Annotated in this window: 23 protein-coding genes; 13 read left to right on the top strand and 10 right to left on the bottom strand. The window is 41.5% G+C overall.

Annotated elements, in window-relative coordinates:
- Positions 1 to 103 precede the first annotated feature (103 nt).
- From AACT42_RS05855 to rmf, 8 genes are all read left to right on the top strand, one after another.
- Positions 104 to 4,945, top strand: coding sequence for an NAD-glutamate dehydrogenase (locus AACT42_RS05855; RefSeq protein WP_017041966.1), 4,842 nt, complete (start codon positions 104 to 106; stop codon positions 4,943 to 4,945).
- Between the two features lie 45 nt (positions 4,946 to 4,990).
- The gene (gene pyrD, locus AACT42_RS05850) at positions 4,991 to 6,001 is read left to right on the top strand and encodes a quinone-dependent dihydroorotate dehydrogenase (protein WP_094132384.1); all 1,011 of its coding nucleotides are present in this window, start codon (positions 4,991 to 4,993) and stop codon (positions 5,999 to 6,001) included.
- 189 nt (positions 6,002 to 6,190) lie between these two features.
- Positions 6,191 to 6,733 (top strand): cell division protein ZapC, encoded by a 543-nt coding sequence (locus tag AACT42_RS05845; RefSeq protein WP_010320557.1) that lies wholly within the window; start codon positions 6,191 to 6,193, stop codon positions 6,731 to 6,733.
- A gap of 476 nt (positions 6,734 to 7,209) precedes the next feature.
- Positions 7,210 to 9,339 carry a bifunctional 23S rRNA (guanine(2069)-N(7))-methyltransferase RlmK/23S rRNA (guanine(2445)-N(2))-methyltransferase RlmL gene (gene rlmKL / locus AACT42_RS05840; RefSeq protein WP_094167904.1) on the top strand — a complete coding sequence of 710 codons (2,130 nt, stop codon included), beginning with the start codon at positions 7,210 to 7,212 and terminating at the stop codon, positions 9,337 to 9,339.
- Positions 9,340 to 9,342: 3 nt separating this feature from the next.
- The gene (locus tag AACT42_RS05835) at positions 9,343 to 9,591 is read left to right on the top strand and encodes a glutaredoxin family protein (RefSeq protein ID WP_013856908.1); all 249 of its coding nucleotides are present in this window, start codon (positions 9,343 to 9,345) and stop codon (positions 9,589 to 9,591) included.
- A complete protein-coding gene (locus tag AACT42_RS05830) occupies positions 9,569 to 11,485 on the top strand; it encodes an ABC transporter ATP-binding protein (protein ID WP_094133204.1) in 1,917 nt (638 codons plus the stop codon). Before AACT42_RS05835 ends, AACT42_RS05830 begins: the two co-directional genes overlap by 23 nt.
- Before the next feature lie 9 nt (positions 11,486 to 11,494).
- Positions 11,495 to 13,384 carry a DUF3466 family protein gene (locus AACT42_RS05825; protein WP_094133203.1) on the top strand — a complete coding sequence of 630 codons (1,890 nt, stop codon included), beginning with the start codon at positions 11,495 to 11,497 and terminating at the stop codon, positions 13,382 to 13,384.
- A gap of 169 nt (positions 13,385 to 13,553) precedes the next feature.
- A complete protein-coding gene (gene rmf / locus AACT42_RS05820; RefSeq protein ID WP_010320553.1) occupies positions 13,554 to 13,727 on the top strand; it encodes a ribosome modulation factor in 174 nt (57 codons plus the stop codon).
- Positions 13,728 to 13,863: 136 nt separating this feature from the next.
- On the opposite strand, the gene fabA is transcribed toward rmf, so the two are convergent.
- The gene (fabA, locus tag AACT42_RS05815) at positions 13,864 to 14,382 is read right to left on the bottom strand and encodes a bifunctional 3-hydroxydecanoyl-ACP dehydratase/trans-2-decenoyl-ACP isomerase (protein ID WP_013856904.1); all 519 of its coding nucleotides are present in this window, start codon (positions 14,380 to 14,382) and stop codon (positions 13,864 to 13,866) included.
- 71 nt (positions 14,383 to 14,453) lie between these two features.
- A complete protein-coding gene (locus tag AACT42_RS05810; RefSeq protein WP_013856903.1) occupies positions 14,454 to 16,097 on the bottom strand; it encodes a S16 family serine protease in 1,644 nt (547 codons plus the stop codon).
- A gap of 164 nt (positions 16,098 to 16,261) precedes the next feature.
- Here AACT42_RS05810 and matP point away from each other — a divergent pair, with 164 nt between their 5' ends.
- The 4 genes from matP to AACT42_RS05790 all read left to right on the top strand — a co-directional run bounded on the left by matP (position 16,262) and on the right by AACT42_RS05790 (position 18,030).
- Entirely contained in the window at positions 16,262 to 16,711 is a 450-nt protein-coding gene (matP, locus tag AACT42_RS05805) for a macrodomain Ter protein MatP (RefSeq protein ID WP_026027109.1), read from the top strand.
- Positions 16,712 to 16,725: 14 nt separating this feature from the next.
- Complete coding sequence (locus tag AACT42_RS05800) at positions 16,726 to 17,043, top strand: DUF3634 family protein (RefSeq protein WP_013856901.1); 318 nt, start codon at positions 16,726 to 16,728, stop codon at positions 17,041 to 17,043.
- 128 nt (positions 17,044 to 17,171) lie between these two features.
- Positions 17,172 to 17,507 carry a hypothetical protein gene (locus AACT42_RS05795; protein ID WP_013856900.1) on the top strand — a complete coding sequence of 112 codons (336 nt, stop codon included), beginning with the start codon at positions 17,172 to 17,174 and terminating at the stop codon, positions 17,505 to 17,507.
- Positions 17,508 to 17,661: 154 nt separating this feature from the next.
- Positions 17,662 to 18,030 (top strand): phage protein, encoded by a 369-nt coding sequence (locus AACT42_RS05790; protein WP_094133202.1) that lies wholly within the window; start codon positions 17,662 to 17,664, stop codon positions 18,028 to 18,030.
- A gap of 201 nt (positions 18,031 to 18,231) precedes the next feature.
- On the opposite strand, the gene AACT42_RS05785 is transcribed toward AACT42_RS05790, so the two are convergent.
- Both AACT42_RS05785 and AACT42_RS05780 read right to left on the bottom strand, forming a co-directional pair.
- A complete protein-coding gene (locus tag AACT42_RS05785) occupies positions 18,232 to 18,588 on the bottom strand; it encodes a hypothetical protein (RefSeq protein WP_094133201.1) in 357 nt (118 codons plus the stop codon).
- A gap of 181 nt (positions 18,589 to 18,769) precedes the next feature.
- Positions 18,770 to 19,480, bottom strand: a complete 711-nt coding sequence (locus AACT42_RS05780) for a phospholipase D family protein (RefSeq protein WP_094133200.1) — start codon at positions 19,478 to 19,480, stop codon at positions 18,770 to 18,772.
- Positions 19,481 to 19,751: 271 nt separating this feature from the next.
- Here AACT42_RS05780 and AACT42_RS05775 point away from each other — a divergent pair, with 271 nt between their 5' ends.
- On the top strand, positions 19,752 to 19,898 hold the full coding sequence (locus AACT42_RS05775; RefSeq protein WP_176432267.1) for a hypothetical protein: 147 nt from the start codon (positions 19,752 to 19,754) through the stop codon (positions 19,896 to 19,898).
- A gap of 334 nt (positions 19,899 to 20,232) precedes the next feature.
- Here the strand turns inward: AACT42_RS05775 and AACT42_RS05770 are convergent, their stop codons facing one another.
- The 6 genes from AACT42_RS05770 to AACT42_RS05745 form a co-directional block, all read right to left on the bottom strand.
- Positions 20,233 to 21,597 carry a zonular occludens toxin domain-containing protein gene (locus AACT42_RS05770; RefSeq protein ID WP_094183102.1) on the bottom strand — a complete coding sequence of 455 codons (1,365 nt, stop codon included), beginning with the start codon at positions 21,595 to 21,597 and terminating at the stop codon, positions 20,233 to 20,235.
- Positions 21,598 to 21,599: 2 nt separating this feature from the next.
- Positions 21,600 to 21,944 (bottom strand): DUF2523 family protein, encoded by a 345-nt coding sequence (locus AACT42_RS05765; RefSeq protein WP_094131635.1) that lies wholly within the window; start codon positions 21,942 to 21,944, stop codon positions 21,600 to 21,602.
- Positions 21,944 to 23,278 (bottom strand): hypothetical protein, encoded by a 1,335-nt coding sequence (locus AACT42_RS05760; RefSeq protein ID WP_094183101.1) that lies wholly within the window; start codon positions 23,276 to 23,278, stop codon positions 21,944 to 21,946. Before AACT42_RS05760 ends, AACT42_RS05765 begins: the two co-directional genes overlap by 1 nt.
- 134 nt (positions 23,279 to 23,412) lie before the next feature.
- Positions 23,413 to 23,553, bottom strand: coding sequence for a hypothetical protein (locus AACT42_RS05755; RefSeq protein ID WP_176432264.1), 141 nt, complete (start codon positions 23,551 to 23,553; stop codon positions 23,413 to 23,415).
- 28 nt (positions 23,554 to 23,581) lie between these two features.
- Positions 23,582 to 23,812 (bottom strand): hypothetical protein, encoded by a 231-nt coding sequence (locus tag AACT42_RS05750; RefSeq protein WP_176432266.1) that lies wholly within the window; start codon positions 23,810 to 23,812, stop codon positions 23,582 to 23,584.
- Between the two features lie 11 nt (positions 23,813 to 23,823).
- A complete protein-coding gene (locus AACT42_RS05745; protein ID WP_094134131.1) occupies positions 23,824 to 24,132 on the bottom strand; it encodes a hypothetical protein in 309 nt (102 codons plus the stop codon).
- Between the last annotated feature and the right edge of the window lies 1 nt (position 24,133).

Raw genomic sequence — 24,133 nt, 5'->3', positions numbered from 1 at the left:
TTAACTATTTGTCAATAAAGCTTTTACAATAAAGCAAGCATTACCAATGGTAAGCGCTATGCTTACCGCATACCCTACAAAAATAATAATCTTGGAGTCTACTATGACTGCGCGTGAAACTTTAGTGCCAGTTCTGCTTGAAAAAGTGTACAAACTGATTCAAGACAAACTCGATCTTGCTCATCAACCGCTCGTGACCCAACTTGCTCAACATCTATTTAGTAACATTTCGAAAGATGATCTGACTGAACGTAATGAATCTGATTTATATGGTGCGATAGTTAGCCTATGGCATCATATTAACGAGAAAAACCCAGAGGAGCGTTCAGTACGGGTATTTAACCCGACAGTAAGCCGCCAAGGTTGGCAGTCAACGCACACGATTGTTGAAATAGTAATCCCTGATAGTCCGTTTCTTGTGGACTCCATTAAAATGGCGCTCAGCCGTTTGGATTTATCGTCACACCTTATGCTCAATGGGCCAACGCAAATCTCGCGCACCGATAACGGTGTTATTACTTCGGTAAACCAAGGTGAGGGTGTTCTGCAATCTCTTTTTCATATTGAAGTCGACCGCCTTAGCAGCAAAGAAGCGATGACACAGTTGAAAAATGAGTTGCTTAGTATTCTGAGCGATACAGCTTTAGTGGTGCAAGACTGGCAACCAATGTCAGAAAAACTGGTGCAAGTGATTGCGCAATTGGAGACACAAAAAGAGTTCATTCCTGTAGAAAGTGATCGTTACGAAGAAACCATCAAATTCTTAAAGTGGATGGGAAATCATAATTTCACTTTCATGGGATACAAAGAATACGACCTCGTGACGGTCGAAGGCGATACTGAACTGAGACCAACAGCAGAAAAAGGGTTGGGTTTATTTTCTGATTCAAAACGTGTGCGCAGCGTAAAATTATCTGACTTTCCTGATTCTGCGCGCCTTGAAGCCAAAAAACCTTTTTTATTGATTGTCACTAAAGGCAATACCCAATCACGTATCCACCGCCCAGCTTATACCGATTATATCGGCGTTAAAAAGTTCGACAAGGCAGGTAAAGTGATCGGTGAACATCGCTTCACTGGCTTGTATACCTCTGCTGTATATAACCAAAGCATCGAAACGATTCCGCTGATCCGCGAAAAAGTAGAACGTATCCTAAAAGCCAGCGGTTATCGTGCAGGCTCGTATTCCTATAAAGCGCTGCACAATATTCTAGAAAACTATCCTCGTGATGAGTTACTGCAAGCACGTGAAGAAGAGATGTTAGAAGTTGGGATGGGCGTAGTGCAAATGCAAGATAGGGATTTGCTGCGTCTGTTTGTTCGTAAAGACCCGTTTGGTCGTTTCTTCAGCTGCATGGTCTATGTGACCAAAGAGCGCTATAACACCGAGCTTCGCCGCCAAACGCAACGAATTTTCAAGCAGTACTTTGGTTGTGAGCAAGATGTTGAGTTCACCACTTATTTTTCAGAAAGCCCATTGGCAAGAACACACTACATCGTACGTGTTGATAATAACAATATGGATGTCGATGTAAAAACGGTAGAGCAGAATTTAATGGAAGCATCATCAACTTGGGATGATCGTTTATCAGATGCGATCGTAGCAAACTTTGGAGAGAGTAAAGGATTGCCATTATCGAAAGAATACATGCGTGCATTCCCTCGTTCTTACAAAGAAGACATGATGCCGGGTTCAGCGGTGGATGATATCCAGCGATTGGAAGCCTTAGATGAAGAGCACAAACTCGGCATGTTGTTCTATCGTCCACAAGAAGAAGCGGCCGATTCAAAAGCGGTGCGCTTAAAACTCTATCACCGTGACGAGCCAATCCATCTTTCTGATGTGATGCCGATGTTGGAAAACTTAGGGCTGAGGGTGATCGGAGAGTCACCTTATGAAGTACGCAAGTTAAATGGACAAACGTATTGGATCTTAGATTTCTCAATGCTGCATAAGAGCGATAAGAGTGTCGATCTTCGAGAAGCGAGAGATCGTTTTCAACAAGCATTTGCGGCTATTTGGGCTGGTGAATTAGAGAGTGATGGCTTCAACCGACTAGTACTCGGTGCTTCATTAACTGGGCGCGAAGTATCGATTCTTCGTGCTTATGCGCGTTACATGCGCCAAGTGGGTTTCCCATTCAGTCAACAATATATTGAAGATACGCTCAGCCATTATCCAGATGTAGCAAAAGGGCTGGTGGAACTATTCTTAAAGCGGTTTGATCCTAAACACAAAGGGGCTCAAAAAGGGCAAACGGATCTTATCAACGCTATTACTGAAGAGTTAGATCGTGTTGATAGCTTGGATGATGATCGTATTATTCGTCGTTATATGGAGATGATCAGTGCGACGATCCGTACTAACTACTTCCAGCTGGATGAAAACAATCAGATCAAACCTTGGCTTTCTTTAAAAATGAAACCGAAAGAGATTTCTGAAATTCCAGCTCCTGTGCCAGCTTTCGAAATCTTCGTTTATGCGCCTGATATTGAAGGTGTTCATTTACGTGGTGGTAAAGTAGCACGTGGCGGATTACGTTGGTCTGATCGCCAAGAAGATTTCCGTACCGAGATTCTAGGGTTAGTGAAAGCGCAACAGGTAAAAAATACTGTTATTGTTCCTGTGGGAGCAAAAGGTGGTTTTGTGTGTAAGAAACAGCACATGTTTACCACGCGTGATGAGATCTTTGCCGAGGGACAACGCTGCTATAAACGTTTTATTCGTGCATTACTCGATGTTTCCGACAATATTATTGAAGGTGAAGTCGTTCCACCTAAGAATGTCGTTCGTCATGATGAAGATGACCCTTACTTAGTTGTAGCCGCGGATAAAGGGACAGCAACATTTTCCGATTTGGCTAACTCAGTGTCAGCAGAATACAATTTCTGGCTAGGTGACGCTTTTGCTTCTGGTGGTTCAAATGGTTACGACCATAAAGCCATGGGGATTACAGCAAAAGGGGGATGGGAGTCAGTCAAGCGCCACTTCCGTGAGATGGGCATTAACTGCCAAACCACAGATTTCACAGCGATTGGCATCGGCGATATGGCTGGAGATGTGTTCGGTAATGGTATGCTGCTGTCTAAACACATCTGTTTGCAAGCAGCGTTTAACCATTTGCATATTTTCATCGATCCAACACCAAATTCAGCAAAAAGTTGGGAAGAGCGCAATCGCTTATTCAACACGCCACGATCTAGCTGGGAAGATTACAACGCAAAGTTGATCTCAAAAGGTGGTGGTATCTTCTCTCGCAAAGCGAAATCGATCACCTTAACGCCTGAAATTCAAAAAATGATCGGCACTAAGAAGGCTTCTGTTGCGCCTAATGAGCTGATTAAGATGATCTTGAAAATGGAAGTGGATCTTCTGTGGAACGGAGGCATCGGCACCTATGTTAAATCATCGAAAGAGAGCCATTCTGATGTAGGTGACCGTGCTAACGATGCTTTAAGAATTGATGGACGCGATCTTCGTACAAAAGTGATCGGTGAAGGTGGTAACTTAGGTATGACTCAACTTGGACGTGTTGAGTATGCATTAACTGGTGGTCGTGTTAATACCGACTTTGTTGATAACGTTGGCGGCGTCGATTGCTCGGATAATGAAGTTAATATTAAGATCTTCTTGAATGGCTTGGTGGCGAATGGTGATCTTACCGTCAAACAACGTAATCAGATCTTAGAGTCGATGGAAGACGAAGTAGGAGGCATCGTTATTGAAGATGCTTACGCTCAATCTGAAGCTATTTCTGTCACTGAGCAACAGGGTGTATCGTTAGTTAAAGAGCAGATTCGTTTCATCCATGCTATGGAAAAAGCAGGGCACCTTGACCGAGCATTGGAATACATTCCAGATGATGAAACTTTGCTTGAGCGTGAGAAGCAGGGATTTGCATTAACCCGTCCGGAGCTATCTGTATTAGTGGCATACGGCAAAATGGTGTTGAAAGAGGAATTGGCTTGTGAAGAGATTTCACACGATGAATTCCATTCGCAGCAGTTGATCAACTATTTCCCTACGGAGTTACGTCGTAACTATTCTCAGCACATGCAACAGCATCCACTTCGTGCAGAGATCATTGCTACGGCTCTGGCCAATCAGATGGTGAACGAAATGGGATGTAATTTCGTGACCCGTCTTCAAGAAGAGACTGGTGCGAATGTTGTCGATATTGCCAATGCTTACACTGCAGCAAGAGAAATCTATGGTTTAGGCCGTGTTCTTGAGCAGGTTCGTTTACTCGACAATAAAGCAGAAGCCGATGCACAGTACGATGTGATTTTCTTAGTACGCCGAACCTTACGCCGCTTATCTCGTTGGTTGCTGCGTAATCGTTCAGGCAAACAATCGGTCAAAGATTTGATTGCGCTTTATCAAACTGACGTCAATGCCGTTTCCGCTGAACTAGATAATATGCTCGTTGCTGAAGAGGTTGCAGAGCATAATGCCATGGCTCAAGTCTGGATTGATAAAGGCATTAACTCAGAACTGGCGAATTACGTTGCTCGTTTATCAAGCCTGTACTCAGCACTGGATATATCTACAGTGGCACGTGATAAAGGTAAGACCGTTGCTCAGACAGCTAAGCTTTACTTTAACTTAGGTGATCGTTTATCACTGCACTGGTTCTTAAAACAGATTAACGGTCAAGCGGTGGATAACAACTGGCAAGCACTAGCTCGCGCTGCATTCCGTGAAGATTTAGACTGGCAGCAGCGTCAACTCACTGCGCAAGTATTGAATTGTACTTGTGCGCCAGAAGAACTCGATGTAATGAAAGCACTGGATGAATGGATTGCTAGTAATGAAGTGTCCTTAATGCGCTGGGAGAGTATCCTCAACGAATTTAAAGTTGGTGCAGTACATGAATTTGCAAAATTCTCAGTAGCATTAAGAGAATTAGTACTTTTAAATTTGAATTGTGCGGCAAATGAGTAAATAATAACGCCCCGTTTATACGGGGCTTTTTATTTCGGAGGCACAATGCTCTACCGCTTAGCCAGGACTGGCTTTTTTCAACTTGATGCCGAAAAGGCACATGATCTCGCCATTGAAAACTTTAAACGTTTCACAGGCACTCCTCTTGATCTCTTCTATCGTCAACACTTACCCAATCGCCCAGTCGAATGCATGGGTTTAACTTTTAAAAACCCTGTAGGTTTGGCCGCTGGCCTAGATAAAAATGGGGAATGCATAGAAGCTTTTGGTGCAATGGGATTTGGTTTTGTCGAAGTTGGTACCGTGACTCCACGTCCTCAATCTGGTAACGATAAACCGCGTTTATTCCGTTTGATCCAAGCGGAAGGTATTATCAATCGAATGGGCTTTAACAACTTAGGTGTCGACAACCTGGTTGAGAACGTTAAGAAAGCTAAATATGACGGCATTATCGGTATCAACATTGGAAAGAATAAAGATACACCGATTGAAAATGGGGCAGATGACTATCTTATTTGTATGGAGAAAGTCTACCCATATGCTGGTTATATAGCAGTGAACATTTCATCCCCCAACACTCCTGGGTTACGAACGTTACAATATGGTGAGGCATTGGATGATTTGCTTGCCGTACTGAAAGCGAAGCAATCTGAATTGGCTAAGCTGCATAATAAATACGTTCCGCTAACATTAAAGATCGCTCCCGATCTTTCTGATGACGAACTTAAACAAATTTGCCAATCGTTACTCAAGCATAGTATTGATGGCGTTATCGCGACTAATACCACATTGGATCGGTCGCTGGTGGAAGGTATGAAATTCGCGAATGAAGCGGGTGGGTTAAGTGGCCGTCCTGTTCAATCAAGAAGTACTGAAGTGATTAAGTGCTTGTACCAAGAGTTGGGTGATAAGCTGCCCATTATTGGAGTGGGTGGTATTGATTCTTGCATCGCTGCAAAAGAAAAAATGTTGGCGGGCGCGAAACTAGTACAAGTCTATTCAGGATTCATTTACCACGGCCCAGGTTTAGTGAGAGATATTGTCAAGAACCTGTAAATAAGTGCGATTTAAAGGTATTTACTCAGAAAAATAAAAAGTGACTGGGTCAAAGTAAGAGGGAATGAGTTATTCATTTCCTCTTTTTTTTTATATTTCTGTTCTTAAAATTACATTCACTAGCTGGCAAAGGTAATTAAGCGTTTTACCTAATAGTTTGATAATTCATTAAAATTAGAGAGTGGAACGATGCTTAAACCAAGTGACAAATGGAGTTGGTATTATTCAGATAGCGAAAGCTGCCTGATGTTGTACCTTGGTGATGAGATGGTTTTTAAGACCAATCTTTACCGTAATCTGCTCGTCGATTGTGCTTTTGCTGAGAATCATTTTTCAGTCGATGATGCGAGTGCTTTCCAAACCTACAAAGAGCAAATTGCCTATTTAGGTTTAAGTGAGCCAAGACAAGCCGAATTAGCACTCTATTGTGTTGCCGCTAAGCGTTTTCATAAACCTGTCCAGCCTAAAAGTTGGTTTTTTGATCATCAAGGCTACGGTTTTGAACCGAGTGAAGGTGACATTGTTCGGTTGGTCAACGGCTACAGCCAAGGTTATTTCATCGTACTTGAGGTAGGGGACTGCGCTAGTCTTTGCGCCTTAGTCGATTTGGATGCGTTCATACTGAATGGTTCCAAACAGCTGGAATTCGGACAGGTCATTAAGGTTATGCATGACCGTATGGCTTGCGCCAATCATATTTTGCTCGAAGAGCACGTTGCTCTTGTGAGTTAACTTTTCCCTAATAGCACAACGTTTCGTTCCTTTGTTTCATTTCCCATCGGCTTAATAGCCGATTTTTTTTGCCTAGAGCTTTTCCCCAACTCAATCCTATCCGTCTGAATTCGATCTTAAATGTGAGATTTGTTCAGGATTCTGATGTTTTTTTCTTCAAAAGTGACGTTATAAACAGTGTCTACATTGCTAGAAATGGCCGACACATTCCCATTTTTAGCTCATTTGTAATTAATTTACACCACAAAAATCAATCTGGTATAGTCCAATTATGCAGTGAATAAATACTCACTTATCCCGTAGGTCTTGCTATATCTAGTGAGATGTTTTTGCAATGCTCGAAGCTTGTCTATTTGTAAAATTGGCGAGTAGTTAAGCAATTGAATGGTTGAGAAGGTGAAAGAGACACTTTGTTTTACTCAAGCGTGGGATTGTCAGGTATAATGCGTGGTCATTTTTATCAGTAAAAGAGCAGTATGAATCAATATCTAGCGGTTACCTCAAACGGTCTTGAGAACCTATTAGTTGAAGAACTAACCAAATTAGGGATTACGGACGCAAAACCCGTGCAGGCCGGGGTAAAATTTAAAGCGTCGAAAGAGCAGATTTATCGCTGTTGTTTGTGGAGCCGTCTAGCATCAAGATTTGTTCGCGTCCTCTCTGAATTTACCTGCCAAAATGATATGGATCTTTACTTGTCAGCAAGTTCAGTGAACTGGGTTAATCATTTTCATAGTTCGAAAAAGTTTGTTGTCGACTTCAACGGCACAAATAACGAAATCCGCAACAGTCAGTACGGCGCGATGAAAGTAAAGGATGCGGTTGTCGACTGTTTCACCAAAAAGAACTTACCGCGCCCTTCGATCGATAAAGATCATGCAGATCTTCGTGTCCATGTACGCTTGCATAAAGATAAAGCCATTTTAGGGATTGATATGGTGGGCGGTGGTTTACATCAGCGCGGTTACCGTACCGAAGCGGGGCGAGCACCACTTCGTGAAACATTAGCAGCGGCTATTATTTTGCGTAGTGGATGGAGTGAAGCGAAGCCACTGCTCGACCCAATGTGTGGTTCTGGTACTTTGCTCATTGAGGCGGCCATGATAGCTGCTGGTATGGCCCCCAGTCTCAAGCGTCCAAAGTGGAGTTTCGAAGCTTTAGAGGATTTTGATGCAGAACTGTGGGCGCAAATAAAATCAGAGGCCAATGTTCAAGCAAGACGTGGTGTCAAGAAAGTTGACTGTAAGTTCTTTGGTTTTGATAACGATGCACGAGTGCTGCAAACCGCGAAAGATAACGCTCGCCGCGCAGGGGTTGAAGAACTGATTACCTTCCAGCTAGGTGATGCGGCACTGATCAAACGTCCTGAAGGGTTTGAGGATGGTGTAGTTATCTGTAATCCACCCTATGGTGAACGTTTAGGTACACATCCTGGTTTGATTGCTTTATACACGGCATTTGGTGGGCAATTAAAGGCTGAATTTGGCGGTTGCCAAGCGTCGATTTTCTCAAGCTCTGACGAATTACTCAGTTGTTTGCGTATGCGCGCTGAAAAGCAGTTTAAGTTAAATAACGGTGCGTTACCTTGTCACCAAAAGAACTACTCAATTTCATTGCGCACGGTAGAGCCGGGAGCGTCTATTTCTCAAGAATCGGTGATTGCTCCTGATTTTTCGAATCGTTTAAAGAAAAATATTGCGAAAATTGGTAAGTGGGCGAAACGTGAATCACTCGATTGCTATCGTATTTATGACGCTGATTTGCCTGAATACAATGTTGCGATCGATGTTTATCTCGACCACCTAGTGATCCAAGAATACGCCGCACCTAAGGATATTCCAGAAGAAAAGGCGAAACGCCGTTTAACAGATATCATTCGTGCCGCGATTCAAGTCACCGGAACAGAAGCAAATAAAGTGGTACTCAAAGTTCGTGAAAAACAGAAAGGGCGCTCTCAATATCAAAAATTAGGGCAAATTTCTGAGACAATGGAAGTGAACGAGTATGGCGTTAAACTGATTGTCAATTTACATGATTATCTCGATACGGGTTTATTCCTTGATCATAAATTGACGCGTCGTCGCTTAGGGCAAATGGCAAAGGGTAAAGACTTCCTCAATCTATTTGCTTACACTGGCTCTGCAACCGTGCATGCCGCTTGCGGTGGAGCAAAATCAACCATGACGGTTGATATGTCTAAAACCTATTTAGAATGGGCTAAAGACAACTTAAAGCTCAACGATCAAGTTGGACACCAGCATCGCTTTGAACAAGCTGACTGTGTGCAATGGCTAGAGACTGCAAAAGAACAATTTGATTTGATATTTATCGATCCGCCGACATTCTCAAATTCCAAACGTATGGAACACACATTTGATGTACAACGCGATCATATTAAGTTGATGGAAAATTTAAAACGTATCCTACGTCCAGAAGGTACGATTGTGTTTTCAAACAATAAACGACATTTTAAAATGGATTTAGAAGCGTTAGCTGAGCTTGGTTTAGTTGCTCAAAATATTTCAGCGCAAACATTGCCACTGGATTTTGAACGCAATAAGCAGATCCACAACTGCTGGACCATTTCCCATGCACGCAGTGAATAGGGAATGAAGTTGTTCACGCTTTACAGTACTGAAGGATGCCATCTCTGTGAGATGGCATTTCAGCTTGTTCAGCAGGCAAACATTGCTGAACAAGTACAACTTGTTGATATTGCATTTGATGATGCGCTCTTCTCTCGTTACGGGGTCACCATTCCGGTTCTTAAATACCAAGAATCCGAACTGAGCTGGCCCTTTGACCAACAAACATTACTTCATTGGTTAGAAAATAATGGCATTAATTACCATCCATAACGGTCAATTAGCATTTGGTGACCACCCATTACTCGATCATGCAGATTTCGCATTACAAGAAAATGAACGAGTTTGTCTCGTCGGCCGAAACGGTGCAGGCAAGTCGACTATGATGAAAGTTCTTTCGAGAGAAATCATCATGGACGACGGAAAAATGCAGATAGAACAAGATGTTGTTGTTTCTCGATTAGAACAAGATCCGCCTAGAGATGAAGCTGGCACCGTTTTTGATTATGTTGCTGGTGGATTAGCGGAAGTTGGTGAGTATCTAAAGATCTATCAAGATCTTTTAGATCTCATCGTTATCGATCCAAGTGAAAGTAATATCAATAAGTTATCTCGTATTCAAGAGCAGCTAGAGCATACAGGGGCATGGCGTTTTGAAGAACGTATCCAAAATGTTCTGGCGGCGTTGAAACTGGATGGTCACACCAAACTAACGGATTTATCCGGTGGATGGCAGCGTAAAGCGGCTCTTGCAAGAGCACTAGTGTGTGATCCTGATGTCCTTTTGCTTGATGAACCGACTAACCACCTTGATGTAACCACCATCGAATGGCTCGAAGGCTTTTTGAAAGATTTTAGAGGCTCGATCATCTTTGTATCGCATGACCGGACGTTCATCCACTCAATGGCGACACGCATTGTTGATCTTGACCGCGGTAAACTCAGCTCGTTTCCTGGTGATTATGATCAGTACCTTGTCGCCAAGGAAGAAGCCTTGCGCGTAGAAGAGATGCAAAATGCCGAGTTTGATAAGAAATTGGCCCAAGAAGAAGTTTGGATTCGCCAAGGCATCAAAGCGCGTCGTACTCGTAACGAAGGGCGCGTAAGAGCACTCAAGAAGCTAAGAGAAGAGCGTAATGATCGCCGTGAGGTACAGGGCAAAGCAAACTTGCAAATCGATGACGCTGCGCGTTCAGGAAAAATTGTCTTCGAAGCGAAGGATATTAGCTATAGCATTGATGGCAAAAACATTGTCTCGAACTTCAGTTTCAATATCATGCGTGGTGATCGCATTGCACTTATTGGCCCTAACGGATGCGGTAAAAGTACGCTGCTGAAACTGCTGTTGGGTGATTTACAACCTCAGAGTGGCAAATTACATTGCGGTACCAAACTTGAAGTTGCTTATTTTGATCAGTACCGTGAGATCCTCGATCCTGAGAAGTCGGTAATTGACAACTTAGCTGACGGAAAACAAGAAGTGATGGTGGCTGGGCGCCCACGGCACGCATTAAGCTACTTACAAGATTTTTTGTTTGCCCCTAAACGTGCGAGAACGCCAGTAAAAGCGCTATCTGGTGGTGAGAAAAACAGACTGTTGCTTGCTCGTATTTTCCTCAAACCGAATAATTTATTGATTTTAGATGAACCAACCAACGATTTAGATATCGAAACTTTGGAACTTTTAGAAGATTTGCTTGCCAACTACCAAGGCACGTTGCTGCTTGTCAGCCACGATCGTCAATTTGTTGATAATACTGTAACAACGAGTTGGATTTTTGAAGGTGATGGCAAAATTGAAGAATTTGTTGGAGGCTATCACGATGCTCAGCAACAAAGAGCTCAAGTTTTGCAGTCACGAGTTGCTGAAAATGTCAGCAATAAAGAAAAAGTGGTTGAGGAAACTCTCAAAACAGCGCCAATTAAGACAAAACCTAAAAAGTTATCTTATAAACTGCAGCGAGAAATGGATGAGTTGCCCGCAATGTTAGAGCAACTTGAGAATGATATTGAAATGCTTCAACAGCAAGTGAACGATCCTGAGTTTTTCATGCAATCAGCAGACAAAACACAGCCCGTTTTAGATAAGTTAACTGCGAAAGAGCAGGAGCTTGAAATTGCTTTCGAGCGCTGGGAAGAGCTCGAAGCAATGCAACAGGAAAGTTAGAGATTATTAATGAGTAGTAAAACATTTAAAATCACCGTAATTGCGGCCAGCATTCTGGCTGCCACTCAAGCTCATGCTGCACTTTACCAAATTGTAGAAGTGACACCCGGTAACTTAGTCGCTAATGAATATTATGGAAGGGCAATACAAAAAGATAACCTTTCAGCAAATCCTCTTGGATGTTTTACGGCCGGAAATAGCTGTAATACTTTTGCGTTTGGTGGCGATACGCTCAATGGTTCTGATGGCATTTCCTATCATGATGAAGTGCCATTCAAAATGGATAATCGTTTTGTTTATCAGGATATTGATGATCTCAAAAACTATTGCTCTAACGAACTCGGTTATTCTACTTGTGAGGCATGGGCTGATAAGCAATGGCATGGTTTTGAGTACAACAATGTTGAAACTGGCGGTTTGAAACGTGAGCGTGATGCTTGGGATAATGGTAGTTATCTACAAAATGCAGCGGCCTTTGTTAATTCATCGCAAGTTGTTTTGACTTTTGGCTCTATTGCAAATACTCAGAATACCGTTTTAACTGGGTTAGACGGTACTTCTGCTTTTGGTATTACGAGCAGCGGTTACACCCAGTCTGGGAGTAATTACGCTCTAGGCTACCGTCAACGTGGTTTTTATCATGGCAATATTTTAAATCCACCAACAGACACCACAATTGTCAAAGACACAAATAATAAAATTGTTGAAAAAATGGGCCGGACGTTCGCTTATGATGTATTCAGTGACGGTACCCATAAGTTTGTGGTTGGTAGTGCATCAGTTAGCCCTTATTTAACGGGTAATGGTGATGATGATAACAAAGACTACAATGGCGATGTTAACACTTGTGTGAGTGATGGTCTCGATCCACAGTTAACTCGTCAGTGTCAAAATTTTGCATTTGCAACGCAAGCTTATATGTGGGATACAGCATCTATCTCGACGGGTTACCGTGTAACAGGGTGGGTCGGTGATGTTGAAGCAAACCGTAGCGGATACTCTGCACAAGCAAGTGTAAGAAGCGCAGCTGTTCCTACATCTGGCAGTTACGCTAACAAGCCAGTTATGGCTGGTTTTAATACCTATCGCGATGATAATGTGTTTAGAATGCAAGCAACAGTATTCTATCCTAATGCAAGTTACGACGTAACAACTCCTAAGCATGATATGTGGAGTAGTAAGGTTATTACTGGCACAGAACTGAAAGTGGATGGAGATGTGATTTACTCCAACTCATTAGCGACAGATATTAATAACCATTTAATCGTGATCGGTGAAACAAAACGTCGAGGCGATAAACCTGAAAGCGGCGCAGCAGCAAACCGTATTTTTGTGTCGGATGCCAATAGCGGAACGCCTGTAGCTAACTATCTATCAGGTGGAATTTTCTTTACTGGTGCTGGCGGTGAAGCGAAAGCGATCAACAATTTCAATGAAATTGTCGGTCAAATCGATGCAGAAAAAGGTCGTGAAGATGGAGGCAAACAACGTCGTCATCGTGGCTTTATCTATCCTTTCAACGGTACAGGGAGTAATGCAGCAAGAATGGCGTTGTTCCAGAACCAAGGTTGGTGGTTAGATGATCTAACCAATGGTGGGGCTTACTCACAACATAATAACCAGTTCCGTATTTTTGAAGCCTCAGATATCAATGATGATGGTGTGATTGCAGCAAGTGCATTTAAATGCACTGGTGGCTATGACGATTTCTCCCATAACTCATACTGTACTTCTGGAAGTGAAAGCGTTGTCGCGATTAAACTGATCCCGATTGCTGGCGCGGCGGCTAGCGATATTGAAGTCCGCAGCACGGCACTTCCACCCGTTGAACGTAAAGGCGGTAGTATGGGGTGGATTACTCTGACACTACTTGCTCTCTTTGGGTTCCGCAGAAAATAATTAAATAGTGTAAAGAATGGCGCAAGTTCACAATTTAGAATCTGCGCCTTTTTTGTAACTTGAGAAAGTCGAATTTTTGAGCAATTCTTAATTGTGGCGTAACAGATATGCCATGTAGATTTAATAGTTGTATGTAAGACACAAGTTACTGTATGAGGACTACACTATGATGAAGAGACAAAAGCGTGATCGCCTTGAAAGAGCACAGTCTCATGGGTATAAAGCTGGCTTAAACGGACGTTCCGTAGAGGCTTGCCCTTATCAACAAACGGACGCTCGTTCATATTGGCTAGGTGGTTGGCGCGATGCCAGAGATGACAAACAAGCTGGTCTCTACAAATAAACTCCCACATACATGCAAAAGGATTTAAGCCCCGGAAGGGGCTTTTTAGTATTTAAGCCACTCTAAAGCACTATAACTAAGTATTTTGATGAGAAAAAAGCGACTCATAGAGTCGCTTATGAATAGTTTAACGTCATTAAAAAGCAGAAGTATCTTGGAAAAGACCTACTTTTAAATCCTTTGCAACGTAAATCTCTTTGCCATCGACAAGAACGCGACCATCAGCTAGGCCCATTACAAGTTTACGGTTAACAACCCGTTTCATCGTGATTTCGTAAGTTACTTTTTTTGCTGTTGGTAGGATCTGACCTGTGAACTTAACTTCACCAACACCTAATGCTCGGCCTTTTCCTTTGCCACCAACCCAGCCAAGGAAGAAACCAACCAATTGCCACATCGCATCTAAACCTAAACAGCCAGGCATTACAGGATCGCCAGGGAAATGGCAATCGAAGAACCATAGATCAGGAGTAATATCTAACTCAGCAAGAATAAGGCCTTTACCATACTCGCCCTCGGTTTCTGACATTTTGGTGATGCGGTCCATCATCAACATATTTGGCGCTGGCAATTGAGGGTAGCCAGGCCCAAAAAGCTCACCTTGGCTAGAGGCTAGCAAGTCTTCACGATTATATGAATCTCGTTTATTCTGCATTATCAGTTACTCCAATTTTTGATAGGGTGCATATTAGGGAACACGTGTACGCTAAACAACTCCGATCAGTGCTACACAAACCAGTTTTTAATGCGCTCTGCAATACTGTGTGATTGGTCATGCCTTTCAAAGTTTTCAATACGTTGAGCAATTTTATTAATGATGCTTTCTTCGTCATCGCCTCTGAATGACGCACCCATAAGGATCGGTACGGCTTCATCAACTGTAGCGACTGGCCAAATATGAAATTCATCATTTTTAATGCTATTGACTACATCTTTATGAAGCGCAAGATGTTTTAGATTTGTTCTTGGTAGAATGACGCCTTGTCCACCCGTGAATCCCTGATGCTTACACACATGGTAGAAGCCTTCAATTTTTTCGTTTAGCCCGCCAACAGCTTGGACTCGCCCGAATTGATCAACCGCACCTGTCACAGCGATTTGTTGGTTAATGGGATGTTCAGATAAAGCGCTTACTAAAGAACATAACTCGGCTAGTGATGCACTGTCGCCATCCACTTCGCTGTATGATTGTTCGAAGACAACTGAAGCAGAATAGGGAAGCGGTGCGTCAAGGTTCATTGAACTGCTTACAAAGGCTTGCATTATCATCATGCCTTTTGCATGCAAATTACCACCGAGCTCGGCTTTGCGTTCGACATCGGTAATATCACCGTCACCAAAGTGCACAACGCATGAGATACGAGCTGGTTCACCATAGGAAAGAGGATGGCCAGCAACATCGATCACCGTTAATCCATTAACTTGGCCGACTTGTTCGCCTTGAGTTTCAATAATGACTTGTCCATCAAGTATGTCGTCGAGTGCTCGTTGCTGCAGATAAGACTCTCGATAATAGCGTTTGTCTAAGGCGCTTTCGATATGAGATTTAGTAATCGGATACTGATTTGACTCTAAGGCCGCTTCTTCTATGAGTGTTCTGTGCCATATTACACATAACGGTGTGTAATGTTGATCTTCCGTGAAACGGGCACCTGCGGTCATAAGAGCAGGAATGGCATCTTCAGTCAGTGTAGGGAGTTGGTATTCTTCAGATATCCAACGCAAATAAGCGAGGTAGGTCAATATCGATTGTTCATCAATTTTCAGGTCCAACTCTAATTCGGTGTAGAAACAAAAGCTTGAGCGGACGTCTGCATCCAAATAGTCGACATCGGCTAACTGGTTCCTATCACCTAAAATGATCAGTTTAACCTCATATCTTTTAGAGATTGGTGAGGGGTGTGGTGATTTAGCATCACAATTAATGGGGCTTACATCTTCGCCTAATACTGCCGCTTTTAATAATGGCCACATTTTAGGATTAGCCAACAGCATATTAGCGGAGATCAGAAGATAACCACCATTGGCTTTATCCAATAAACCAGGAATTTCGCTGGTGATAAGCCCATTTTCAGCGCGGTATTGGCCAAAGATAGTCCCCATATCGAGGGACTCCGTACAAATAACGTGCGATTTTGGCTTTATTACTTGAAGTTTTTGACTGACTAATTGACGATAAATTGAGTTATCTGGCGCGTTGATCAACATCACTCGTGTAAAACCTTTCAATTGAACAAACTGCTGAATAGCGGTTGCTAGTCTGGGCTGTGTGTCGAGTAATGTTACCGGAGATAGACTAGGGTACTGAGCTAGTTGCGAGTGGAATTGATCATACTGAGGTGTGACTGAACGCCAAATATTTTGAGTCATTGAAATCTAGTGTTTATTAAAAGAAGCCAGATTATATAGAAAAATAGCAATGTCTAACAGCTCCATTATTATGCTTGATCTTGTTCGCTTTTTTGAATCCAAAAATTGAACTCTGAACGATGGTGGGTTACGCTGTCACCCTAACTTGGCATGGATTTTACGTTATGAAATATCAACAGCTTGAAAATTTGGAATCGGGTTGGAAGTGGCAATACTTAATTAATAAGTGGAAGGATGGCGAAACAATCACTCGTTATGTAGACAAAAGTGAAGCTCTAGCTGCAATTGAACAGTTAAAAAAAATAGAGCATGAACCCAATCTGGTTCTTGGGTGGATTGATCAGCACATGTCACTTGAACTGAGTAATAAACTCAAGCAAGCAATTAGAGCCAAACGCAAACGCCACTTTAATGCCGAGCAACTACACACCAGAAAGAAATCTATCGATCTCGATTATCGAGTGTGGGAAAAACTATCATATCGAGCCAATGAGCTTGGTTGCACTTTGTCTGACGCGATTGAATACCTGTTAAGTGAAGCATCTCGTAGCGAAAAAGCGAGTAGAACCGTCTCAAGTTTAAAAGAAGATTTAAGTAAATTACTGTCTGAATAAGAAAGGAGATAAAAATGTTGTATGTCATTCTGGCTGCTGCTGCAGTTATCTTTTGGTTAGTCGCTGTTGATCGGCCTATATTGAGAGTTAAATTCAAAGATGGTGTCGTAGCACAAGTTAAAGGTCATTTCCCTCCAAGTTTTAAACATAATGTGACTGAGATTGCTGAAAAGACAGATTTGAGCGGCGAACTAAAAGTTTACCAGCAGAGAACGGGTGTTAAGTTGGTTTTTTCTAAAGACGTACCTAAAAAAATTCAACAGCGTATTCGCAATGTTTTTCCTCATCAGGGATTTCATACAAAAGAGCAACGAACCAAGAAGTCACATTGAGTCTGCCATTCTTAAGTTACAGATTGTTTTCATTAAAAAACGAACATCGTCGAAACGATTAACTTTACACATCGTCCATTTATAACTCGCTGATATCATGATGGAAATCTCTGTAAAGGTTCTCGACGATGAAAAAAATCTGTGTAGTTATCATTTCGTTAGTGATAGTAGTTTTCTGTTCAAAGGGTTATGCCGACGATTCAGAAAGTAATCCTGTCGCGAAATCAATAAAACAGCAAACGCTTAAAGCTCTTAAAAAATATAGATCTAAGCTTGATGGATATTGTGACGTGATGATCGAAATGAAGCATGTTCAAAGTTATGCAGAAATTGTAGGCGTTGGGACAAACGGTGATTACCAAATCTGCGCGAAAGCAAAATCTAAAATTAAGATAGGCAAAAAATTTAAATATAAAGTTCCAGAGAAATACATACGGATACAAATCAATGCAGCAGAGTTATGAGTAAGGTGTGATTTCACTGTGAAATGAAAATTTGGATGTATGGTTTCAATTGCTATGATGGTTTATAAATCAAAGTGCGTATTATTTGCGGTTATGGTTAATACAGTTGCATACGCATTAATTATAATATCTCTCGTTTCTGAGAGATATCACCATGAAGTATCACGAAATGACCAAAAACTTTGTTTTTCGTGAATTTGAGTGCAAATTAAGTGAAGAAGAGACCGCAAAACTTTGTTTTAAAAGTGTGACCGTGGTCAAGGGGTGGGATAAAGGAAAAGAGATACCAAGGGAGTGTAAGCGACTAATGAGGATGGCGAAAGGACGCGAACTCAGTTCATGCACAACCTGGGAGCAATTCAAAATGCACTATAACAGAATGGAATTGCCGACAGGGCAGCTTGTAACACCCCAAGAAATTTTAGCAGGTATAGCATTGTTAGAAATTGAGGCGGTCAACGATGTGAAAACACTATCTAAGCTGCTTAAATTTGCGAGAGCAATCAGCAAAATAAAGGAATAAATTAGCCCCGTAAGGGGCTTTATCTCAGCGTTTTTTCACAAAGAACTTGTCATAACACCGATGTAAAAATAAGCCCAAACCTACAGCTATAATCGGGTAAAAAGACCATTCACCCAAAAAATAGAAATAAGCATACGCGCTCAACGCACAAAGCAAACCGACGAGAAGCAGCAAGGCTTTATCTTTAAACCATCCCATAATTTAATTGCTCCGTAAAATTTGCGGAAAGTTATTAACAGCCTCATCAATCCAACCACCATAGAGCCCGAGCTGTTTCGCAGCTTGAATCAACTGCTTCTTATCACAGCGAGTCGCTCTATTGGCGGCCATAACCGCAGAACCTAGCACCGCACCAGCATAAAAAACAGATAACCCGACGGCGATGTTAGCCGGAGGCTTCCCACCAAAATGCAAAGCATGGTCAAGAGCCGAGTACGCTGCTATCGAAGAAGTAGCAGCACCAAAAGCCGAATCCATAACCGGAAGGCCCATAGAAGAAAGATTAGAATCAACATTGTAGGCAAATGTTTCAAAATTGAATCTACATAAATCAGACATGTTATACACCTATAGAAATCAACATTTTGACACTTATAACGCCTAAAATAGAAAAAGCAACTAATTGCCTATTCATACATGGCACGGTTCACTTTTTGAAAGGCTAGAAGCAAAGTGACCGCGATCCCTTATGGATTGCTGGAAAGTACCCCCGTAGGATTGTATTTAAATGTAAGCTAAATTACACAATGTCAAGTATCTCTGGCCAAATGAAATATGGACCGAATCGCTTGCTGTGCTTGAACTCGCCTCCTTGCTCTTTGCCAGAATCAGTCAAAATATGCTTCCCATTATCTAAAGCCAGATAGCCCTTAACCACGCACAGATTGAGAAAATCATCAGTTTTAAGTTTATATTTTTTAGCCAGTTTTGAAGAGGTAACTTTAGTTTGTTCATTTGAAGTAGCAAGTTCTTCATCATCTTCGGATTCTGATGAGATAGCTGAAACTTTTTCAAGAGAGATTCTCACTTCATCACTTATGCGAATGATACGTTGTGCTTCGTCATATGAATCTTTATAGAGCTCCGGATCCAATTCACGATTAATAAAAATACCCATTTCGTTGTTATTCACTTGGCTGAACTCGTACAGGTTTAAGCTTGTAATGATGCAAGAACTCTCATTTATATAGCATTTGGCGTGTAGATTCTTACAAAAGCTAGTGCGCACGAAAGATAGCCCTTTAAGCCAATTTATTTCATCGGGTTGTAACTCACTTTTACCATACACGATTCTTATATCAATTTTTAACCGGTCTTTATCTTCGAGGAGCTCCCTTATTCGATCATTCAATTTGAGAAACGGACTAATAAGAATAAGCCTCTCTGATGCGTTCTTAATCAGTTCTTCGAGATAGTAATTTGTAGCACTTGTATTTAAAAACTTAGCCATTTCAGATCCTTGACATATAAAACCTAGCACATAGAGGCTACGACCAATAGATTTTCAAATCAAGCTTTCTGATTCAGAAAGTAAACGCAATACATAGTTATTAACTGGGTGAGACTTTCACCCCGTATTACTATACGGGGTGCGCCTTGCGGCTCCACACAAAGGGCATTGCTCGACACTCGCAAAGCCCACACGCTTTAAATCCAATGTCTACGACTATAACCAACGCCTAACACGAAACAAAGCAGAAAGAGCGGCCTAGGAGGGCGAGATGTGGCGGCATGTCGAGAAGCATTGGCAGATACTAACCGCGCCGATTGAATCAAGAGAACCAATGAGCAGAGGCGAGCGGCTTGGTGCAGCGCTTGCACTACGTGCATTGCTTATATCTGCGATGCTCAGAACAGTGAGCGCTTGAATAATGCAAAAGCGCCTAAAGGGCGCAATGAATATTTTAGGCGTAAATGTTAAATAATTAATGTGCGCAATTTTAAGAGCGATAATTAAGACCCTTTATATTAGTAAAGGTATTTAATAAAATAGCTTAAAATAAAGCACAGGAACGAACATAAAATGCAAGATGTAATTACATGTAATTAATAATTTATTATTGCAATTCAAATCACAACATTAAAATGTCAAGACTTGTAATTATATTATTTTTAATTACTTGAAATAATATATAAACGCCATATTCCGTCCTCCTCCTCCTTAGTCTTCGTCGTCGTGCGTCCGTCATATTTGGCTATAAGCTAAAATAATGAATTTAACTTTACCTCAGCTCGCTCAATATTTGGAGCATCTAATGCGCGCGGTTTGCAAAATACGTTTAGATTCATGTTGTCTTTTGTCAGCTTGAGCAAGCAATCATCATAGTGAGCATATTTGATATCGTTGGCCGCGAGAAACGTATCATCAAAATAATACGTTCCCTCGGGTGTTTTGGCTTCCAACGTAATAAAGAACTTGAAACCGTTTGGCCCTCTCTTTGTTGTATGCCCCGTGTAGTACAAGTTTTGAATATCATACAAGCCAAGCATCGAACGCAAACCATCTAAACGCCCAGAAACAAGTGAATTATTGGAACCACCAGCAGCCTTATCGCTATCCCCACTGCGAGATACAGAAGAATTAGACGAAGAATCCGCTTTATTGCTGACACTGGACGATTGAGAAACGCTAGATTGAGTCGAGTTCGCTTGCGCGTCCTGAATCTCCGAAGAAGAACCAAAAACCAGACCGGATAAACCATAAATAAACCACCCCACACAAATTAAACCAAGCAACAAAGATAAAAATACTTTCGGGTTATATAACAAGAGATTCAAAGCACCAGCGCCGCGAGCAATACCAGTAGCCGTGGACTTATAAAGTAGAAACGCATCAATCGGGATTTTTTTATTAATTAGATTAGGGTCTTTGGCCTTAGGAACGACGGGAGTAGATGAGTTTTTAGGATGTTTATAAATGAGCGGGTTACGCTTTGCCCAAAAGAATTGATCACGTCCTTTATGTAGAAAACATTGTTCAGAACATGCGCGGATAGCAGTATCTATTTGACCCCAGTCAGGCGATAACAACTCAATATCCCAGTTGTATTTACGATGGCGCATAAAGCCCTCGTTAAACGAGAATGGGTAAATGATACGGCCTTGGTCGTCATATTCCGCTTGGCCTCGGTCGTCAACCTCAGCCGCGTCAAGTTGACTCATATCGGCCGGAGTATAACGAGAGTAAAAAAATGATTCGTAATCTTTAGGTAAATTAGGGAGAAACTCAGATAAAGGTCGATAGAAAACTTTATCCATCCTGAACCCAATGTTTTTAGAGAAAATATCCTGACACTCATCAATAACAATCAGTGCGCCAAGAGGACACCAGCAGAAAAAATGTTGCCAGAGTTCAATCCCTTTTGCATCCCTTGAGAAGATACGGATAAGACGAGTAGTAGACGGAAACTCAATATTAAGGCGCTTTTGAATAACATCGAGCGGTTGCATCCCTTCAATGTTAGTGACAACAACGCGCCCCGCCTTTAAGGCTTCAAAGATAACAAAATAGACAGTATAAGCGGATTTATAAGAGCCATTCGGGCCAGTTCTAATCGTGATAGCCATCGTTAAAACCTCGACACTGAAATAACAAACGCAGTGGTAAAGCCTGTAAATATGATGTTTATCGCCTGTGGTATCTTGAAAAGGAAAGCATAAAAGCGCAACTCGTCGGGCAAAGCATTAAACGTTAATATGATTATTTGAGTGAAGCCAATATCATTTAATAAATATGAGGCGGTTTTATAGGCAAAGACCAAAGAATAAACCATCCATTTCAACTTCAACTTAATATAATAAGCATTAATAAAAATGGTTAGTTGTTCGAAGTAATCTGGAATATTCAAAAAGAAATCAATGATAGTCTGAAAGAAATCACCGATTGATTGAACGATTAATAATAATGATTCCATTATTTACGACTCCCTAGAATTGCTTTGACTGCAATAACTGATGCAATAAACAAGATTACAGCAGCAATTAAATTAGCTTGGTCAATAAAAGCAGGCAATACGCCGGACTTTAAATTTAATTGTTTTCCGTTGGGTAATACAAAGTCTAATGAATGCTCTTTATATTGACCGCTGTTTAATTGCGATACATCAAAGCTAAATATCTTTTTAAACTCATCAATTTGTTGCTCATATTGCTGTTTTAACTCTTCAGTATCAGCAAGAACGGACTCAAGCAAATCAGGCTTATAAAGGCCAACAGTATCGAAGTCGACTTTTCCTTTGAACTCACGACTAACATAAGAGCCAGTGGAGAGCGCATCGTTAAGGCTGTCAATACCTTGACTAAGAGAGTTTAAACCACCTTTAAGCTCAGTAGTTTGATTGTTAAGCGCATTGATTACACCAGAATTATCACCACCACCATCACCATCACCATCACCACCGCCAGAACTACCAACAGCCGAGATTAGTTCGTCCATTTTTCTAGCAAAGAAATTAGTTTGTGAATTGTGGTTATTATCTAACGAGTTTTTTATATTATCCAATCGACCCGTCATTGTTTGAATATTGTTATTTAATATATAAGAGTTTGGAACCAATGAATTATCAATAGAATTTTTTATCGCTGTAACATCAACAGAACCACCGCCACCTGTACCGCCACCAGAATCAATACCATCAACAGCCTGTTTTACCTCTTGCATTTTAGAATATAATCCATCAACTTTTGTGTTCGTGGCATTGAGCTTGTTCTCTATATGTAAAAAACCAGAATCAATAATTCGAGTATTAGAAGAGACCGTATGAGAAGCGTTATTTAAATTACGATTGGTTACATTAAGAAACTCTTTAAATCTCTCAAGGTCAGCGCTAACAGTATCAACACCATCAGCAAAGTAATTTAATTTATATAAGTTTTGAGCAGTAAATACAGATGCGGAATCCGGATTAGTATTAGTAAACTTAGGGATTAATTCGGCAACTGGAGGCTCAGGAATATCGGGATACTCACCGCCGGAAACCATTCCGTTTGAATCGGGACACGCAGAACCATCAGTAATAAAATCAGACGAACATGAATCGGCGTCGGGCAAGCAAAGAACAAGAGAATCAGGAACAGACTTACAATTAGAAGAGCAAACGTAAGGGCGATTACCATATTTTGACCAAACCCAACTGACAGAAGTGTTAACAATACCGATAGGACAATCAGCAGCATGAGACGCGACGGAGGTCAGGAACGCGAGCAGTAAGAAGAGAATGAAAAGAGCGGTATTGATTGCGCTACGCATGTAACCCCCCAGAATTAAGAAAAACGCCCCCAATCAGGAGGCGTTGATACCAGTGTAGACCCCGTAAACGAACGCCCCACCAGTAGACAAAGCAATAAGAACAGTGATGACGTCCGAAACAAGCTCTAGCATGATTAGCCGTTCATGACGCGGATAATCGCACGAAGACCAAAGCCAATAGCAGCGAGTGCAATTAGCCCAACAACTACGATGGTATAGTTAGCTTGACCAGCAGTGATTGCTGCATTGATTGTATCTGTTACTGTAGTAGCCATAATATTTACTCACTTATTAAGTTAATGTTTAGCCTCTTCCGAGACTCTTTAAGATTCGACCCAAAATATGACCAGACACAAAAGACAACAATAAATAACCTGTTACGTCTGCATATAATTGAGGGTCGATAGTTAACGAACCTAGCGAATTGCTTTGTAATTGTTCCAACTCACTAGGCGTTAATATGACGTAAGTACAATCAAACCCTTGTGGGGCAAGCATTAAATAGCCGTTGTATTGTATTACGCAGTTAGACATAAATAAAAAACCTAAGCGTGAGGCTTAATATCGACAACAATATTACGCTGAGGATTGGACGGGTCAGCATCAAGCATTAAATCGCAAGTTAGCGGAAATTTACCCTGAAGTTTTTGAAACTCAGCAAGCAAACTGGGTTGAGGATTCATTGCAATTTGTTGTTGCGTTAAACCAAAAGCAAGACAAGAACCTTTATCAGAACTCCAACCCTCATTTGGTTTTAAATAATTAACCTGAGCGAAATCATAAGGCTTATTGGTTGCCTTAGCTAAACCCTTGGAATGTTCACAACCAATTACGACTACTGTTAATTTACCCATG

The organism is Vibrio sp. V15_P4S5T153 (assembly GCF_963874485.1).
In the GTDB taxonomy this organism is placed as follows: Bacteria; Pseudomonadota; Gammaproteobacteria; order Enterobacterales; family Vibrionaceae; genus Vibrio; species Vibrio anguillarum.
This window is presented reverse-complemented; position numbering and strand designations above follow the sequence as displayed.

What these genes read in the sequence shown, in the direction of transcription:
- AACT42_RS05855 (WP_017041966.1), top strand. Translation starts at nt 104, where the DNA reads ATGACTGCGCGTGAAACTTTAGTGCCAGTTCTGCTTGAAAAAGTGTAC.
- pyrD (WP_094132384.1), top strand. Translation starts at nt 4,991, where the DNA reads ATGCTCTACCGCTTAGCCAGGACTGGCTTTTTTCAACTTGATGCCGAA.
- AACT42_RS05845 (WP_010320557.1), top strand. Translation starts at nt 6,191, where the DNA reads ATGCTTAAACCAAGTGACAAATGGAGTTGGTATTATTCAGATAGCGAA.
- rlmKL (WP_094167904.1), top strand. Translation starts at nt 7,210, where the DNA reads ATGAATCAATATCTAGCGGTTACCTCAAACGGTCTTGAGAACCTATTA.
- AACT42_RS05835 (WP_013856908.1), top strand. Translation starts at nt 9,343, where the DNA reads ATGAAGTTGTTCACGCTTTACAGTACTGAAGGATGCCATCTCTGTGAG.
- AACT42_RS05830 (WP_094133204.1), top strand. Translation starts at nt 9,569, where the DNA reads ATGGCATTAATTACCATCCATAACGGTCAATTAGCATTTGGTGACCAC.
- AACT42_RS05825 (WP_094133203.1), top strand. Translation starts at nt 11,495, where the DNA reads ATGAGTAGTAAAACATTTAAAATCACCGTAATTGCGGCCAGCATTCTG.
- rmf (WP_010320553.1), top strand. Translation starts at nt 13,554, where the DNA reads ATGAAGAGACAAAAGCGTGATCGCCTTGAAAGAGCACAGTCTCATGGG.
- fabA (WP_013856904.1), bottom strand. Translation starts at nt 14,382, where the DNA reads ATGCAGAATAAACGAGATTCATATAATCGTGAAGACTTGCTAGCCTCT.
- AACT42_RS05810 (WP_013856903.1), bottom strand. Translation starts at nt 16,097, where the DNA reads ATGACTCAAAATATTTGGCGTTCAGTCACACCTCAGTATGATCAATTC.
- matP (WP_026027109.1), top strand. Translation starts at nt 16,262, where the DNA reads ATGAAATATCAACAGCTTGAAAATTTGGAATCGGGTTGGAAGTGGCAA.
- AACT42_RS05800 (WP_013856901.1), top strand. Translation starts at nt 16,726, where the DNA reads ATGTTGTATGTCATTCTGGCTGCTGCTGCAGTTATCTTTTGGTTAGTC.
- AACT42_RS05795 (WP_013856900.1), top strand. Translation starts at nt 17,172, where the DNA reads ATGAAAAAAATCTGTGTAGTTATCATTTCGTTAGTGATAGTAGTTTTC.
- AACT42_RS05790 (WP_094133202.1), top strand. Translation starts at nt 17,662, where the DNA reads ATGAAGTATCACGAAATGACCAAAAACTTTGTTTTTCGTGAATTTGAG.
- AACT42_RS05785 (WP_094133201.1), bottom strand. Translation starts at nt 18,588, where the DNA reads ATGTCTGATTTATGTAGATTCAATTTTGAAACATTTGCCTACAATGTT.
- AACT42_RS05780 (WP_094133200.1), bottom strand. Translation starts at nt 19,480, where the DNA reads ATGGCTAAGTTTTTAAATACAAGTGCTACAAATTACTATCTCGAAGAA.
- AACT42_RS05775 (WP_176432267.1), top strand. Translation starts at nt 19,752, where the DNA reads ATGTGGCGGCATGTCGAGAAGCATTGGCAGATACTAACCGCGCCGATT.
- AACT42_RS05770 (WP_094183102.1), bottom strand. Translation starts at nt 21,597, where the DNA reads ATGGCTATCACGATTAGAACTGGCCCGAATGGCTCTTATAAATCCGCT.
- AACT42_RS05765 (WP_094131635.1), bottom strand. Translation starts at nt 21,944, where the DNA reads ATGGAATCATTATTATTAATCGTTCAATCAATCGGTGATTTCTTTCAG.
- AACT42_RS05760 (WP_094183101.1), bottom strand. Translation starts at nt 23,278, where the DNA reads ATGCGTAGCGCAATCAATACCGCTCTTTTCATTCTCTTCTTACTGCTC.
- AACT42_RS05755 (WP_176432264.1), bottom strand. Translation starts at nt 23,553, where the DNA reads ATGGCTACTACAGTAACAGATACAATCAATGCAGCAATCACTGCTGGT.
- AACT42_RS05750 (WP_176432266.1), bottom strand. Translation starts at nt 23,812, where the DNA reads ATGTCTAACTGCGTAATACAATACAACGGCTATTTAATGCTTGCCCCA.
- AACT42_RS05745 (WP_094134131.1), bottom strand. Translation starts at nt 24,132, where the DNA reads ATGGGTAAATTAACAGTAGTCGTAATTGGTTGTGAACATTCCAAGGGT.